The following is a 14,422-nucleotide window of genomic DNA, read 5'->3' on the forward strand; positions in this document are numbered from 1 at the left end:
CCGTTCCATCCGCAGCAGCGGAGTGAATGCTCAGTGACCTCAGCAACCGTCATCGCACCAGCACCGGGCGCCGCAGACCTGCGGCGCCCGGTGCTGGTGCGAACCATCTGGCTCCTCGTCGGGCTGGTGGTGCTCGTCGTCCTCAGCGTCCTGTCGATCTCCTTCGGCGTGCGCGCGGTCTCGTTCGACGACATCGTCGCCGCGCTCACGGGCCACACCGACACGATCGCCGAGGCCGCGATCGTGAAGCGCATACCGCGCACCGTGCTCGCCCTCCTCGTCGGCGCTGCACTCGCCCTCTCCGGAGCGACCATGCAGGCGGTCACTCGGAACCCGATCGCCGACCCCGGCATCCTCGGCGTCTCGAACGGCGCCTCCCTGGCGGTCGTCTGCGGCATCGCCTTCTTCGGACTCGCCGACCCCTACGGGCAGATGGCCTTCGCGATCGTGGGTGCCGGCGTCGCCGCCGTCTTCGTCTACACGGTGGGCTCGCTCGGGCGCGGGGGAGCGACCCCTCTCAAGCTCGCCCTCGCGGGGGCGGCGACATCGGCCGCCTTCGCCTCGCTCATCAGCGCCGTGATGCTGCCCCGCGTCGACCTGCTGCAGACGTTCCAGTCCTGGCAGATCGGCGGCGTCGGCGGAGCGGAGTGGCCGCGCATCGCCCTGACCGCGCCGGTGCTCGCCGTCGGCGCCCTCATCTGCTTCCTGTGCTCGCGGGGCATGAACTCCCTCGCCCTCGGCGACGAGATGGCCAAGGGTCTCGGCGAGAACGTGTTCCGCACCCGCATGATCTCGGCACTCGGCGCCGTGATCCTCGCCGGGGCCGCGACCGCGATCGCCGGACCCATCGGATTCGTCGGGCTGATCATCCCGCACGTGTGCCGCATGCTGGTGGGGACCGACCACCGCTGGCTGCTTCCGTTCTCGGCCATCGCCGGCGCCGCCCTGCTGACGGCGAGCGACATCGTGGGCCGCGTGATCGCCCCGTCGTCCGAGGAGATCCAGGTCGGCATCATCACCGCCATCATCGGAGCGCCGTTCTTCATCTGGATCGTCCGTCGGCAGAAGGTGCGTGAGCTGTGAGCACGACCGAGCACACCGAGCACACCCTCGAACGCCGCGAGGAGTCCGCCTCCGCCCGCATCACGCGGATCGTCGCGGGCCGACGCTCGCGCCACCGTCGTCACGCGATCGCCACTATCGTGCTCGGCGTCCTGGTCCTCGCCCTCTTCGCGGTCGCCCTCATGGTGGGGAACACGTTCTACACGCCGGACGAGGTGATCCGCGTGATCCTCGGCGAGACCGTGCCGGGGGCGTCGTTCACGGTGGGCGACCTGCGGCTGCCGCGCGCGGTGCTCGCCGTCCTCACCGGCATCGCCTTCGGCATGGCGGGCGTCTGCTTCCAGACGATGCTGCGAAACCCCCTCGCCTCGCCCGACATCATCGGCATCTCCAACGGCGCCGGAGCTGCAGCCGTGTTCGGCATCATCGTGCTCTCCGTCAACGGGCCGGTCGTGTCGCTGCTCGCGCTCGTCGGTGCCGTGGTCACGGCCTTCGTGATCTACCTCCTCTCGATCAAGGGCGGCTTCGCCGGCACACGACTCATCCTGATCGGGATCGGCATCGCGGCGATGCTGCAGAGCGTCATCTCCTACCTGCTGTCGCGCGCGGCGAACTGGGACATCCAGACCGCGATGCAGTGGCTCACCGGAAGCCTCAACAACGCATCGTGGGAGCGGGTGCTGCCGATGGCGATCGCCGCGCTGATCATCGTGCCGCTGATGCTGTCACAGGGCCGTGCACTCGGAGCGCTCCAGCTGGGAGACGATTCCGCGGCGGGACTCGGCATCCGCGTCAACGCCACCCGCCTGCTGCTCATCCTCGGTGCGGTCGCGCTGCTCGCATTCGCGACGGCCGCCACCGGGCCCATCGCCTTCGTCGCGTTCATGGCGGGGCCCATCGCCGCGCGCATCACGGGTCCAGGCGCGAACCTGCTCCTGCCGTCGGCGTTCGTCGGGGCTCTGCTCGTGCTCGCCGGCGACCTCATCGGCCAGTTCGCCTTCGGAACCCGCTACCCCGTCGGAGTCATCACCGGTGTCGTCGGTGCGCCGTACCTGATCTATCTCCTCATCCGCACCAACCGCTCCGGGGGTTCGCTTTGACCGTCTCGCACAGCCTGTCCGCCGAGGGCGTCACGCTCGCCTACGGCGACCGCACCATCATCGACGGTCTCGACCTGCAGATCGCCCCCGGCCGCATCACGACCATCGTGGGAGCGAACGGATGCGGCAAGTCGACGCTGCTGCGTTCGCTCGCCCGTCTGCTGTCGCCGAGCGACGGGCAGATCGTGCTCGACGGCAAGTCGGTGCACGCACGCCCGACCAAGGAGGTCGCGCGCATCCTCGGGCTGCTTCCGCAGTCGCCCGTCGCGCCGGAGGGCATCGCGGTCGCCGATCTGGTCGGCCGCGGACGGCACCCGCATCAGAAGATGCTCGCCCGCTGGAGCACGCACGATTACGAGGTGGTGGCAGACGCCCTCGACGCGACCGGCATCTCCGACCTCGCCGACCGCAGCGTCGACGAGCTCTCGGGCGGTCAGCGCCAGCGCGTGTGGATCGCGATGGCGCTCGCGCAGGAGACCGACATCCTGCTGCTGGACGAACCGACGACCTTCCTCGACGTCGCGCACCAGGTCGAGGTGCTCGATCTGCTCACCGACCTGAGCGTCTCGCGCGGCACCACGATCGTGATGGTGCTGCACGACCTCAACCTCGCGGCCCGCTACGCCGACGAGCTGGTGGCGATGAAGGACGGGCGGGTGCACGCGACCGGTGCGCCGCAGGACATCGTCACCGCCGAACTCGTCGAAGAGGTCTTCGGCCTCGCCAATCAGATCACCATCGATCCGGTCTCCGGCAAGCCGATGGTCACACCCATCGGGAGGCACCATGTCCGCTGAGACGACCACGACCGAGCGCCCGACCTACATCCTCACCCGCGCCGAGGTGCGGGCCGTCGCGCGTGTCTCGCCCTCCTTCGTGCGGGTGACCTTCGGTGGAGACGAGTTGAGCGAGTTCGGCACACCGGGCGAGGTGTTCGACAGTCGCATCAAGCTGGTCTTCCCGCCCGCGTCCGGGGCGCTGCCCGACCTCGACAGGGCATCGGACAACTGGTGGCAGGCCTTCCTCGCCGTGCCGGAGGAGGAGCGCGGATCCATGCGCACCTACTCCGTGCGCGAGCTGCGGGTCGACGACGAGACCGGCACCGAGGTGGACGTCGACTTCGTGCTGCACCTCGAGCCGGGTCTGACCGGGCCGGCCTCCCTGTGGGCGAGCCAGGCCGCGGTCGGGCAGGAGCTGTACCTGGTCGGTCCGCGTCGTGGCGTGGACGTGGACGCGCACGGAGGGGCCGAGTTCGCCCCCGGTACCGCGGCATCGGTCGTGCTCGCGGGCGACGAGACGGCTGCTCCGGCGATCGCCCGCATCCTGGAGGACGCGCCGCGTGACCTGCGCGGTGTCGCCTTCATCGAGGTGCCCTCGCCTGCCGACATCCTGCGCATCGACGTGCCCTCAGGGGTCGAGGTGCACTGGCTTCCCCGTGATGCGGGCGAACCGCACGGGCTGCGACTGATCCCCGCCGTGCTCGGCCACCTCGGAGACGCCGACGCTGCGGACGAGATCCGGGTGAAGGACATCGACGGTGAGGACCTGCTGTGGGAGACGCCGGAGTACTCCGGTCTCGGCGAGGACATCGCCACGGCCGACGCTCCGGCCGAACGCTACTTCTGGATCGCGGGGGAGAGCGGCGTGGTCACCACGCTGCGTCGCCACCTGGTCAAGGACCTCGGCATCGACCGCAGCCAGGTGGCCTTCATGGGCTACTGGCGCCGCGGTGTCGCCATGCGCGGCTGACCCCCCTCCTCCCTCTTCCTGCCCTTTCTCCTTCCTGCCCTTTCTCCTTCCTGCCCTTTCTCCTTCCTGCCCTTTCTCCTTCCTGCCAAAACGGAGACGACCCGAGCATCCGCCGGCGTGTCTTGTGTGGACGCGCCGCCCGGATGCCGGGTCGTCTCCGTTTCGGCCTGCCTGCCCCGGAGGACGGACGGCTGGCGGGGGCGGGGTTACTTCGCGAGGAAGGTCTTCAGTGCGGCGTTGACCTCGTCGGCGTGGGTCCAGAGCAGGCCGTGCGGGGCGCCCTCGACCTCGACGTAGTCGGCCTCCGGGACCGCCTGGTGGAAGCGGCGCGCGGTGGCATCGATCGGGAGGATGTTGTCCTTCGTGCCGTGCAGGATGAGCGTGGGCTTCGCGGCCGCTGCCACAGCCTCGACGTCGGAGCGGAAGTCCTCGATCCAGGCGGGCACGACGGCGTAGGCAGCCACGGGCGCGCTGCCGATCGCGACGTTCCAGCTGCCGGTCACGGCCTGCTCGCTGATGCGCGAGCCGAGGTTCTCGTCGAGGTTGTAGAAGTTCTTGTAGAAGTCGGTGAACCACGCGAAGCGATCGCCCTTCGCCGCGGCCTCGATGCCGTCGAAGACCTCCTGCGGCACGCCCTCGGGGTTGTCGTCGCGCTGCACGAGGAACGGTTCGAGCGAGGCGAGGAAGGCGAGCTTGGCGACGCGGTCGTGCCCGTAGCGGGCGACGTAGCGGGCGAGCTCGCCGGTGCCCATCGAGAAGCCGACGAGCACGACGTCGCGCAGGTCGAGGGTCTCGAGCACAGTGTTCAGGTCGGCGGCGAACGTGTCGTAGTCGTAGCCGGAGTTCACCTTTGAGGACTGGCCGAATCCGCGGCGGTCGTAGGTGATGACGCGGTAGCCCTGGGCGAGGAGTTCGCGGGTCTGGCGCTCCCAGCTGTGCCCGTCGAGCGGGTAGCCGTGGATCAGGACGACGGGCTGACCGGCTCCCTGGTCTTCGTAGTAGAGCTCGATCGCGGTGCTGTTCTCGTTTCCGACGGTGATGTAGCCCATGTCCTGATCCTTTCGGTTCCGGTGAGAACGGTCGTTCTCGCTCGATGTCCTCAATCTAGAGAACGTTCGTTCTCGTGTCAAGTAGACTTCTGGACATGACCGAAGACGAGGCTCGCGAGCGCATCCTGTCCGCCGCGGAGGAGCTCTACTACCGCAAGGGCTACGCCGCTGTGGGCATGGACGAGCTGCGCTCGGCCGCCGGCGTGTCGCTGCGCCGCCTCTACGCGCTCTTCCCCGCTAAGAGCGACATCGTCGCGGCCGTGCTGGCGCGCAAGCACGCGGAGTGGGAGTCCGGCCTTTCGGGGGCGGTGTCGGATGCGGGGGATGACCCCCGTGCGCGCATCCTGGCCGTCTACGGGTACCTCGAGAACTGGTTCTGCGCCGACGACTTCCGTGGCTGCGCCTTCATCAATGCGTTCGGCGAACTCGGCGGCACCAATGCGGAGGTCGCGGAGATCGTGCGGGCGCACAAGGCGTCATTCCAGGAGTACATGGCCGGCCTCGTCGCCGACACCGGAGCTCCGCCCGCGCTCGCCGCGCAGCTGTCGATCCTCGCCGAAGGAGCGCAGAGCACCGCGGCGATCTCGGCCGATCCGGCCGTCGCCGCACAGGCGCGGGGTGCGGCCGAGGTGCTGATCGACGCGGCTTTCGCCCGCTCCTGAACTCTCGCCCGGCGCATCATCCATATTTTGGCTAACCTGGTTAGCGAAACGGCACACCTCTGTCAAGGCCGGTGCGACCGAGGAAGGACAGCCGTAGCCTTCGGGGCATGGAATCACGCACGAAGGGCATCGGTCGTCAGGCGCTGATCATCGCGGCGGCGACATTCATGGTGATCGCGGCCGCTGTCGGGGCCGGAGCATTCGGCGGCGCGTCCGTCGACGATCTGCAGGACGGGGCGCTCTCGGCTCAGGGCTCGTACCTCGCGCCGGCGGGGCCCGCATTCTCGATCTGGTCGCTGATCTACCTCGGGCTGATCGCCTACACGGTGTGGCAGGCGCTCCCCGCTCAGCGGCAGGATCCGCGTCAGCAGGCCGTGGGCGGGTGGATCGCCGCCTCGATGGTGCTGAACGGGCTGTGGCTGGTGACCGCCCGGTTCCTGACGCTTTGGCTCACGGTCGTCGTGATCGCGGCGCTCCTGGCCGTGCTCGCGCGGGTGATCGTGCTGCTCGGCCGCTTTCCCGCCCGGAACCTCGCCGAACGCATCCTCACCGACGGCGCGAACGGCCTGCACTTCGGTTGGGTCACCATCGCGACGGTGGCGAACACGGCCGCGTGGTTCACGCAGATCGCTCCGGAGAGCTGGGCGCAGGCAGCGGATGCCTGGGCCATCGCCGTGCTCATCGTGGTCCTGGTGATCGGGGCTGCCGCGGCGTGGGCCACCGGACGCATCGCTCCTGCCCTCGCGACGGCCTGGGGTCTCGCCTGGCTCGCGGTCGGTCGCCTCACGGGAGAGCCCGAGAGCACCGCGACGGCGATCGCCGCGATCATCGTGGCCGTGCTGCTCGTGCTCACCGGGGTCGCGGCGGTCGTGCGCCGGTCGCGCATCCGGAGCGCGGGGGCTCAGAGCACGAGCCGGTAGCCCATGCCCGATTCGGTGAGTAGATGCACCGGAGCACCCGGCTCCTGCTCCAGCTTCTTGCGCAGCTGCGACATGTACAGGCGCAGGTAGCCGGAGTCGGACACCTGCTCACTGCCCCAGATCTCCTTGAGCAGATCCTGGCGGGTGACGAGTGCGCCCGGGTGCCGGGACAGGTGCTCCAGCATGCGCCACTCGGTCGGCGTGAGGTGCACCCTCGTGCCGCCGCGGGTGACGGTCTTGGTCGAGAGGTCGACCACCACATCGCCGAAAGCCACCGTGGACTCGCCGCCTGCCGGAGCAGACCGTCGTGACAGCGCCCGCAGACGTGCCAGCAGCTCGTCCACCTGGAACGGCTTGGTCACGAAGTCGTCGGCCCCGGCGTCGAGTGCCTCGACCTTGTCGGCGGACCCCGTGCGTCCCGACACCACGATGATGGGCACGTTGGTCCATCCGCGAAGCGCCTGGATGACCTCGATGCCGTCGAGGCGGGGCATGCCGAGATCGAGCATGATGAGATCCGGATGCGTCTGAGCGGCTGCGGCGATCGCGGCCGCTCCGTCGGGGGCGACCACCACGTCGTAGCCGTGGGCGGCGAGGGTGATCCGCAGGGCGCGGACCATCTGCGGATCGTCGTCGGCGATGAGGAGCTTCACTCCGTGCCTTCCATGTCGCGGGATCCTGCGGCCAGCGGCAGGGAGATGACCATCGTGAGGCCGCCGCCGGGGGTGTCCTCGGGTGTCAGGGTACCGCCCATGCCCTCGGTGAACCCGCGCGACAGGGCGAGTCCCAGACCGAGTCCCGTGGTGTTGTCGGTGTCGCCGAAGCGTTGGAACGGCTGGAAGATGCGGTCGCGCCGCTCGGGCGAGACGCCTTCCCCGCGGTCGATGATGCGGATCTCGGCACGGTCGCCGAGAGCGCTCGTGGAGACGATGATGCGTGAGTCGTCAGGGGCATGCCGGTGGGCGTTGGCGATCACGTTGACCAGCACGCGAAGCAGCAGCACGGGGTCGGCGTGCAGCGGGGGCAGATCGGGGTCGAGGGCCAGCTCGACGTCGGACGGGCCGAGACCCAGCTCGTCGACGGCTGTGAGCACGATGCCCGCAGCGTCCATCCGGGACGATGAGACCGCCAGGACTCCGGCCTGCACGCGGCTCACGTCGAGCAGATCCGTGACGAGCGTCGACAGCGTCGCGAGGCTCTCGTCGGCGGTCGCGAGCAACTCGGCGCGGTCGGACTCGGACAGTCCGTGGGCACCGCGAAGACCACCGATCGCGGCGACCGCGGAGGCGAGCGGACGCCGAAGATCGTGGCTCACGGCCGACAGCAGAGCGCTGCGCACCTGATCGGTCTCGGCCAGAGCCTCAGCCTCCCTGGCGGTGGCCCGCAGATCGGTGTGCTCGATCGCGGCGGCGAGCTGGGCGACGATCGCATCCAGCAGCCGACGCTCGGGACCGGCGAGCGGCTCTCCGTTCAGCTCCAGCACCGCACGGGGACCCCCGCCGGTGACGACTCCGACCGGGATGGTCGTGGCGCGTCCGTCGGCCACGGGCTCGCCGTCGCTCGCCAGCACCTCGCCATCCGGTGCGAGCAGGCGCACGCCGCTCAGGCCGAACGCCTCTCGGGTGCGGCTGACCAGGGCGAGCACCGCATTGTCACCGCGCAGCACGTTGCCGGCGACGGCGGCGAGCAGCTCGGCTTCGGCGGCCGCACGTTGGGCGGTGCGGGCTCGACGGGCAGCCTGGTCGACGATGATGCTGACCAGGATCGCGATCACGACGTAGAGCGCGAGAGCCAGCACGTGCAGCGGGTGCGCGATCGTGATCGTGAAGAGCGGCGCGACGAAGAGGAAGTCGAGGGTGATGCCCGAGAGCACGGCGGCGAACACCGCGGGACGGATGCCGCCGATGAGGGCGACCACGACCACGAGCAGCTGGTAGGCGAGCACTTCGGCGGTGATCGACTCGGGACTGCGATACGTGTACATGATCCACGACAGGATCGGACCGAACACCAGGGCGACGCCGAACCCCAGCAGCTGCCGCCGCCAGCCCAGAGCCCCGCCCTTGATGCGCGGGAGCACCATCCGCCCGCCCGCCGCGGCATGGGTGACGATGTGCACGTCGATGTCGCCGGAGCGCCGGATGACCTCCGAGCCGATGCCGGGACCGGTGAGAGCGGCGGCCAGTCGGCTGCGTCTGCTGACGCCGATCACGAGCTGAGTGGCGTCGGCGCCCTGTGCGAACTCGACGAGCGTGGCAGGGATGTCGTCGCCGACGACCTGGTGATAGGTGCCGCCGAGCGATTCCACGAGGGTGCGCTGTGCGGCGAGGGCACCGGGCGTCTCGTCGCGCAGACCGTCCTGCGCGGAGATGTGCACGGCGAGCAGTTCCCCACCGGCGGAGCGGGCCGCGATCCTGGCTCCACGGCGGAGGAGGGTCTCGCCCTCTGGCCCTCCGGTCAGGGCGACGACCACGCGCTCCCTGGCCTGCCATGTGCCCTCGATGCCCTGCTCGGCACGGTAGCTGCGCAGCGCGCTGTCGACCTCGTCGGCGAGCCAGAGCAGGGCCAGCTCGCGCAGTGCGGTGAGGTTGCCGAGGCGGAAGTAGTTCGACAGGGCGGCGTCGATCCGCTCGGCGGGATACACGAGTCCTGCCGACAGGCGATCACGCAGGGTCTGCGGGGCCAGATCGACGACCTCGATCTCGTCGGCGGCACGGACCACGGCGTCCGGAATCGTCTCCTGCTGTGCGATGCCGGTGATCTTCTCGACCACGGCGTTGAGCGACTCGATGTGCTGCACGTTGACCGTGGTCACCACGTCGATGCCGGCGTCCAGCAGCTCGTCCACGTCCTGCCAGCGCTTCGCGTTGCGGGAGCCGGGGGCGTTCGTGTGCGCCAGCTCGTCCACGAGGGCGATCTCGGGCGCGCGGTCGAGCACGGCGTCCACGTCGAGCTCGGTCAGCGCGACTCCGCGGTGCAGGTCGACTCGCCGTGGAACCTCGGGGAGCCCTGCAGTCTGCGCCTGTGTCGCGGCGCGCTCGTGCGTCTCCACGATCGCGATCACGACATCGTGGCCCTCGTCGAGCATCCGCCGTCCCTCGGCGAGCATCTCGTAGGTCTTGCCGACGCCGGGGGCGGCCCCGAGCAGGACTCGGAGCCGCCCCCGGCGCTGGTGGCCCTGGGCTCGACGAAGAGGTGCTGCGGTCATTCGCCCTCCCGGTCATCGAGCGCGAGGTTGAGTTCGGCGACGTTGATGCGTTCCTCGCCGAGGAATCCCAGATCCCGCCCTTGAATCCTAGACTCCACGAGGTCGCGCACCTCCTGTTCGGAGAGTCCGCGGGCGTCGGCGACGCGCGGCACCTGCAGCAGCGCGTACGCGACGCTGATGTGCGGATCGAGCCCCGAGCCGGATGCCGTGACCGCGTCGGCCGGCACCTCCGACGGGTCGACGCCCTCGCGTTCCGCGATCGCGGCCTTGCGTTCGGCGATGGCGGTCACGAGGTCGGGGTTCTCCGGCCCGAGGTTGCTGCCGCTGGAGCCGGCTCCGTCGTATCCGTCGCCCGCGGCGGAGGGGCGTGACTGGAAGTACTCCGGGAGCGCCTCGCCGTCTGCGTCTGTGAAGGACTGGCCGATCAGCGAGCTGCCCTTGTCGTCGGGCAGCGGCGAGCCGTTGGCCTGCCACGGAAGCAGGAGCTGGCCGATGCCGGTGACCAGGAGTGTGTAACCGACGCCGAGCACGAGGGTGAGGACCACCATCGCGCGGAGGGCGACACCGGTGGTGCGGAGAGCGGTGCGAGTGGATGACATGTTCTGGATTCCGTTTCAGAGCCGGGTCAGAAGCCCGGGATGAGGCTGATCACGAGGTCGATGAGCTTGATGCCGATGAACGGGGCGATCACACCGCCGAGACCGTAGATCAGCAGGTTGCGCTGCAGGATCTGCGAGGCGCTCGCCGGGCGGTACTTCACCCCTCGCAGGGCCAGCGGGATCAGGAACACGATCACGATCGCGTTGAAGATGATCGCACTGGTGACAGCGGACGCCGGCGAGTGCAGCTGCATGATGTTCAGGGCCGCGAGTCCGGGGAAGACCCCCATGAACATCGCCGGGATGATCGCGAAGTACTTGGCGATGTCGTTCGCGAGCGAGAACGTGGTGAGCGCTCCGCGCGTGATGAGCAGCTGCTTGCCGATGCGCACGATGTCGATCAGCTTGGTGGGGTCGGAATCGAGGTCGACCATGTTGCCCGCCTCTTTCGCCGCCGAGGTGCCGGTGTTCATCGCGACGCCGACATCGGCCTGCGCGAGGGCGGGGGCGTCGTTCGTGCCGTCACCGGTCATCGCGACCAGGCGTCCTCCTTCCTGCTCCCGCCGGATGAGCTCGAGCTTGTCTTCGGGGGTGGCCTCGGCGAGGAAGTCGTCGACACCGGCCTCCTTCGCGATGGCGGCGGCCGTGAGCGGGTTGTCGCCCGTGATCATGACGGTGCGGATGCCCATCGCCCGCAGCTCGTCGAAGCGCTCGCGCAGGCCGTCCTTCACGATGTCCTTGAGGTGCACGACGCCGAGGATGCGGGCGTCCGCGCCAGGGCCTTTCACCGCGACGACGAGAGGAGTGCCGCCGCTCTCGGCCACGGCGTCGGTGCGACTCGTGAGTTCGAGGTCGTCGCCGTCGAGTCCGAGCCAGGCGCGGACAGCGGAGCCGGCACCCTTGCGGATCTGCGTGCCGTCGGCCAGGTCGAGGCCCGACATACGGGTCTGTGCCGTGAACGGAACGACAACGGCGTCATCGGGGGCGATCACCCGGATGCCCTGCGCGGCCGCGAGTTCGACGATCGAGGCACCCTCTGGGGTGGGGTCCGCAAGAGACGACAGCGCCGCGTCGCGCAGCAGCTCGTCTGCATCGACACCCGGAAGAGCCAGCACCTCGTGCGCCCGGCGGTTGCCGTACGTGATGGTGCCCGTCTTGTCGAGCAGCAGGGTGGTGACATCTCCCGCGGCCTCGACCGCACGACCGGACATCGCGAGCACGTTGCGCTGCACGAGCCGGTCCATGCCGGCGATGCCGATGGCCGAGAGCAGCGCACCGATGGTGGTCGGGATCAGGCAGACGAGCAGGGCGATGAGCACCGGGATGCTGACGGGGGAGGCGGCGTACGACGCGATCGGGTTCAGGGCCAGCACCACGACCACGAAGATGATCGACAGGCTCGCGAGCAGGATGTTCAGCGCGATCTCGTTGGGAGTGCGCTGACGGCTGGCACCTTCGACGAGCGCGATCATGCGGTCGACGAAGGTCTCGCCCGGCTTCGAGGTGATGCGCACCACGATCCGGTCCGACAGCACCCGGGTGCCACCGGTCACCGCACTGCGGTCGCCACCGGACTCTCGGATCACCGGAGCGCTCTCGCCCGTGATCGCCGACTCGTCGACGGTGGCGATGCCCGAGACGATGTCGCCGTCGCCGGGGATCAGCTCGCCCGCCGTGACGATCACGATGTCGTCGCGCTGCAGCTCGGCCGACGAGACCTGAGCGGTCGCTGCGTGCTCGGCCGCGGCATCCGCCGTGCCGTCGTAGCCGACCACGCGCCGGGCCATCGTGCTGGTGCGGGTCTTGCGCAGGCTCGCGGCCTGCGCCTTGCCGCGGCCCTCGGCGACAGACTCGGCGACGTTCGCGAACAGCACCGTCAGCCACAGCCAGATGGCGATGCCCCAGGTGAAGGGCGCGGGCACCGGGGTGCCGCCGGAGTCCGCCGGGCCGCCCACGAACGGCTCGGCGATCGCGAGCACCGTCGTGAACGCGGCGCCGACCCAGACCAGGAGCATGACGGGGTTGCGCACGAGAGCTGCCGGGTTGAGCTTGCGCACGGCGCCGGGAAGGGCCTGCACGAGCTGCGACCAGCCGAAGGAGCGCGGTGCGGTGGGGGCGGATGCCGCAGCATCCTGTTGTTCGGAGGAGGATTCCGCGGGGGTGGTGATGAGGGTCATGGTCAGACGAGTCCTTCAGCGAGCGGGCCCAGTGCGAGCACAGGGAAGTAGGTGAGCGCGGTGACGACGACCGTCACGGTGAGGAGCAGACCGACGAACTGGGGTCGGTGCGTCGGCAGGGTGCCGGAGGTGGCGGGGATGCGCTCCTGCGCCGCGAACGAGCCGGCGAGGGCCAGCACGAGCACGATCGGCAGGAACCGGCCGAGCAGCATCGCGATGCCGAGGGCGGTGTTGAACCACGGGGTGTTCGCGGTGAGTCCGGCGAAAGCGGAGCCGTTGTTGTTCGACGCCGAGGTGAAGGCGTAGAGCACCTCGCTCATGCCGTGCACTCCGGGGTTCAGGATGCTGGTGGACTCCACGTCCTCCCTGATGCCGGGAATCGCGAAGCTCATGGCCGTGCCGACCAGCACCAGGGTCGGCGTCACCAGGATGTACAGGCTCGCGAGCTTGATCTCCCGCGGCCCGATCCGCTTGCCGAGATACTCCGGGGTGCGCCCGACCAGCAGTCCGCCGACGAACACCGCGATGATCGCGAGCACGAGCATGCCGTACAGGCCCGAGCCGACGCCACCGGGAGCGACCTCGCCGAGCATCATGTTCAGCATCGGCATCATGCCGCCGAGCGCCGTGTACGAGTCGTGCATCGAGTTGACGGCGCCCGTCGAGGTGAGGGTGCTCGCGCTGCCGAACAGGGTCGAACCCAGGATGCCGAAGCGCACCTCCTTGCCCTCCATCGCGGCCCCGGCGAGCTCGGGCGCCGTGCCGCGGCCCGCGAGCTCGAGCGCCGAGAGGGCGAAGGTCGAGACGAGGAAGATCGTGCCCATGACCGCGGCGATCGCGTAGCCCTGACGATGATCGCCGACCATGCGGCCGAACGTGCGGGGCAGTGCGAACGGGATCACGAGGATCAGCAGCACCTGCAGCAGGTTCGTGAAGCCGGTCGGGTTCTCGAACGGGTGCGCGGAGTTGGCGTTGAAGAAGCCGCCGCCGTTGGTGCCGAGCAGCTTGATGGCCTCCTGCGAGGCGACAGGGCCGCCGGGGATGGTCTGCGTGCCGCCCGACACCGTGGTGACGTCGGTGAAACCGGCGAAGTTCTGGATCACGCCGCCCGCGAGCAGGGCCACGGCGCCGATCAGGGCGATCGGGAGGAGGATGCGGCCGAGACCGCGGATCAGATCGACCCAGAAGTTGCCGATCGTGGTCGAACCCCGGCGGGCGAGACCGCGGATGAGGGCGATCGCGATGGTGAGACCGACCGCGGCCGAGACGAAGTTCTGCACCGTGAGACCAGCGAGCTGCACGGTGTAGCCCATCGTCTGCTCGGGGGAGTACGACTGCCAGTTGGTGTTCGCGACGAAGGAGGCCGCGGTGTTGAACGACAGCCCCTCCGGCACAGCCGGGAGCCCGAGCGACTGCGGCAGGAAGGCCTGCAGCCGCTGAAGCCCGTAGACGAGGAGCACCCCGACGACCGAGAACGCCAGCACGCTGCGGGCATAGGCGCGCCAGGTCTGCTCGGACGACGAGTCGACCCCGATCAGCCGGTAGACGCCGCGCTCGACCCGCAGGTCGCGTGCCGAGGTGTAGACGTGGGCGATGTAGTCGCCGAGGGGGCGGTAGAGGAGCACGAGCACGACCACGACGGCCGCGACCTGCAGGATGCCGAACCAGATCGTCGCGTCCATCAGAACCTCTCCGGGCCGACGAGCGCCACCACGAGGTAGACGACGGCGGCGACCGCGAGGGCGGCCGCGAGGATCTCGAAGACGATCACAGTCGCTCCACCCCCTTGGCCGCCAGGGAGACGAGGGCGAACAGCGCGAGAGTCAGCGCGATGTAGATGATGTCGAGCACGGATCCGATACAACTCCCGCACGGCCCCCATCGCCGCGATCCTCA

The 14,422-nt window shown here is 69.5% G+C and carries 13 protein-coding genes; 6 read left to right on the forward strand and 7 right to left on the reverse strand.

Going from position 1 to position 14,422, the window contains the following annotated elements; translation table 11 throughout:
- Positions 1-33: 33 nt before the first annotated feature.
- From ILP86_RS15970 to ILP86_RS15985, 4 genes are read left to right on the forward strand one after another with little or no spacing between them, the layout of a single operon-like run.
- A complete protein-coding gene (locus ILP86_RS15970) occupies positions 34-1,083 on the forward strand; it encodes an iron ABC transporter permease (RefSeq protein ID WP_061016191.1) in 1,050 nt (349 codons plus the stop codon).
- Positions 1,080-2,162: an iron chelate uptake ABC transporter family permease subunit gene (locus ILP86_RS15975; protein WP_193762426.1), complete on the forward strand. Its 1,083-nt coding sequence runs from the start codon at positions 1,080-1,082 to the stop codon at positions 2,160-2,162. The genes ILP86_RS15970 and ILP86_RS15975 overlap by 4 nt, the downstream gene beginning before the upstream one ends.
- Positions 2,159-2,959 (forward strand): ABC transporter ATP-binding protein, encoded by an 801-nt coding sequence (locus ILP86_RS15980; RefSeq protein ID WP_045262087.1) that lies wholly within the window; start codon positions 2,159-2,161, stop codon positions 2,957-2,959. The genes ILP86_RS15975 and ILP86_RS15980 overlap by 4 nt, the downstream gene beginning before the upstream one ends.
- Positions 2,949-3,911, forward strand: a complete 963-nt coding sequence (locus tag ILP86_RS15985) for a siderophore-interacting protein (protein WP_193762427.1) — start codon at positions 2,949-2,951, stop codon at positions 3,909-3,911. The genes ILP86_RS15980 and ILP86_RS15985 overlap by 11 nt, the downstream gene beginning before the upstream one ends.
- A gap of 206 nt (positions 3,912-4,117) precedes the next feature.
- Here the strand turns inward: ILP86_RS15985 and ILP86_RS15990 are convergent, their stop codons facing one another.
- Positions 4,118-4,960 carry an alpha/beta fold hydrolase gene (locus tag ILP86_RS15990; RefSeq protein WP_061016195.1) on the reverse strand — a complete coding sequence of 281 codons (843 nt, stop codon included), beginning with the start codon at positions 4,958-4,960 and terminating at the stop codon, positions 4,118-4,120.
- Between the two features lie 95 nt (positions 4,961-5,055).
- On the opposite strand from ILP86_RS15990, the gene ILP86_RS15995 reads away from it, so the two are divergent.
- The gene (locus tag ILP86_RS15995; protein WP_061016198.1) at positions 5,056-5,622 is read left to right on the forward strand and encodes a TetR/AcrR family transcriptional regulator; all 567 of its coding nucleotides are present in this window, start codon (positions 5,056-5,058) and stop codon (positions 5,620-5,622) included.
- A 107-nt stretch (positions 5,623-5,729) separates the two neighbouring features.
- Positions 5,730-6,542, forward strand: a complete 813-nt coding sequence (locus tag ILP86_RS16000; protein WP_193762428.1) for a tryptophan-rich sensory protein — start codon at positions 5,730-5,732, stop codon at positions 6,540-6,542.
- Here ILP86_RS16000 and ILP86_RS16005 read toward each other — a convergent pair.
- The 6 genes from ILP86_RS16005 to ILP86_RS19940 are packed head-to-tail and all read right to left on the reverse strand — an operon-like array spanning position 6,524 to position 14,297.
- Positions 6,524-7,195: a response regulator gene (locus tag ILP86_RS16005; RefSeq protein ID WP_046746772.1), complete on the reverse strand. Its 672-nt coding sequence runs from the start codon at positions 7,193-7,195 to the stop codon at positions 6,524-6,526. The genes ILP86_RS16000 and ILP86_RS16005 overlap by 19 nt on opposite strands.
- Positions 7,192-9,750, reverse strand: coding sequence for an ATP-binding protein (locus ILP86_RS16010; RefSeq protein WP_193762429.1), 2,559 nt, complete (start codon positions 9,748-9,750; stop codon positions 7,192-7,194). Before ILP86_RS16010 ends, ILP86_RS16005 begins: the two co-directional genes overlap by 4 nt.
- A complete protein-coding gene (gene kdpC / locus ILP86_RS16015) occupies positions 9,747-10,349 on the reverse strand; it encodes a potassium-transporting ATPase subunit KdpC (RefSeq protein ID WP_113681986.1) in 603 nt (200 codons plus the stop codon). Before kdpC ends, ILP86_RS16010 begins: the two co-directional genes overlap by 4 nt.
- A gap of 26 nt (positions 10,350-10,375) precedes the next feature.
- On the reverse strand, positions 10,376-12,526 hold the full coding sequence (gene kdpB, locus ILP86_RS16020) for a potassium-transporting ATPase subunit KdpB (protein WP_193762430.1): 2,151 nt from the start codon (positions 12,524-12,526) through the stop codon (positions 10,376-10,378).
- A gap of 2 nt (positions 12,527-12,528) precedes the next feature.
- On the reverse strand, positions 12,529-14,208 hold the full coding sequence (gene kdpA, locus ILP86_RS16025) for a potassium-transporting ATPase subunit KdpA (protein WP_058632009.1): 1,680 nt from the start codon (positions 14,206-14,208) through the stop codon (positions 12,529-12,531).
- On the reverse strand, positions 14,208-14,297 hold the full coding sequence (locus ILP86_RS19940) for a potassium-transporting ATPase subunit F (protein WP_193762431.1): 90 nt from the start codon (positions 14,295-14,297) through the stop codon (positions 14,208-14,210). Before ILP86_RS19940 ends, kdpA begins: the two co-directional genes overlap by 1 nt.
- Between the last annotated feature and the right edge of the window lie 125 nt (positions 14,298-14,422).

The sequence above is a fragment of the Microbacterium sp. R1 genome, assembly GCF_015159725.1.
GTDB classification, from domain to species: domain Bacteria; phylum Actinomycetota; class Actinomycetes; order Actinomycetales; family Microbacteriaceae; genus Microbacterium; species Microbacterium oxydans.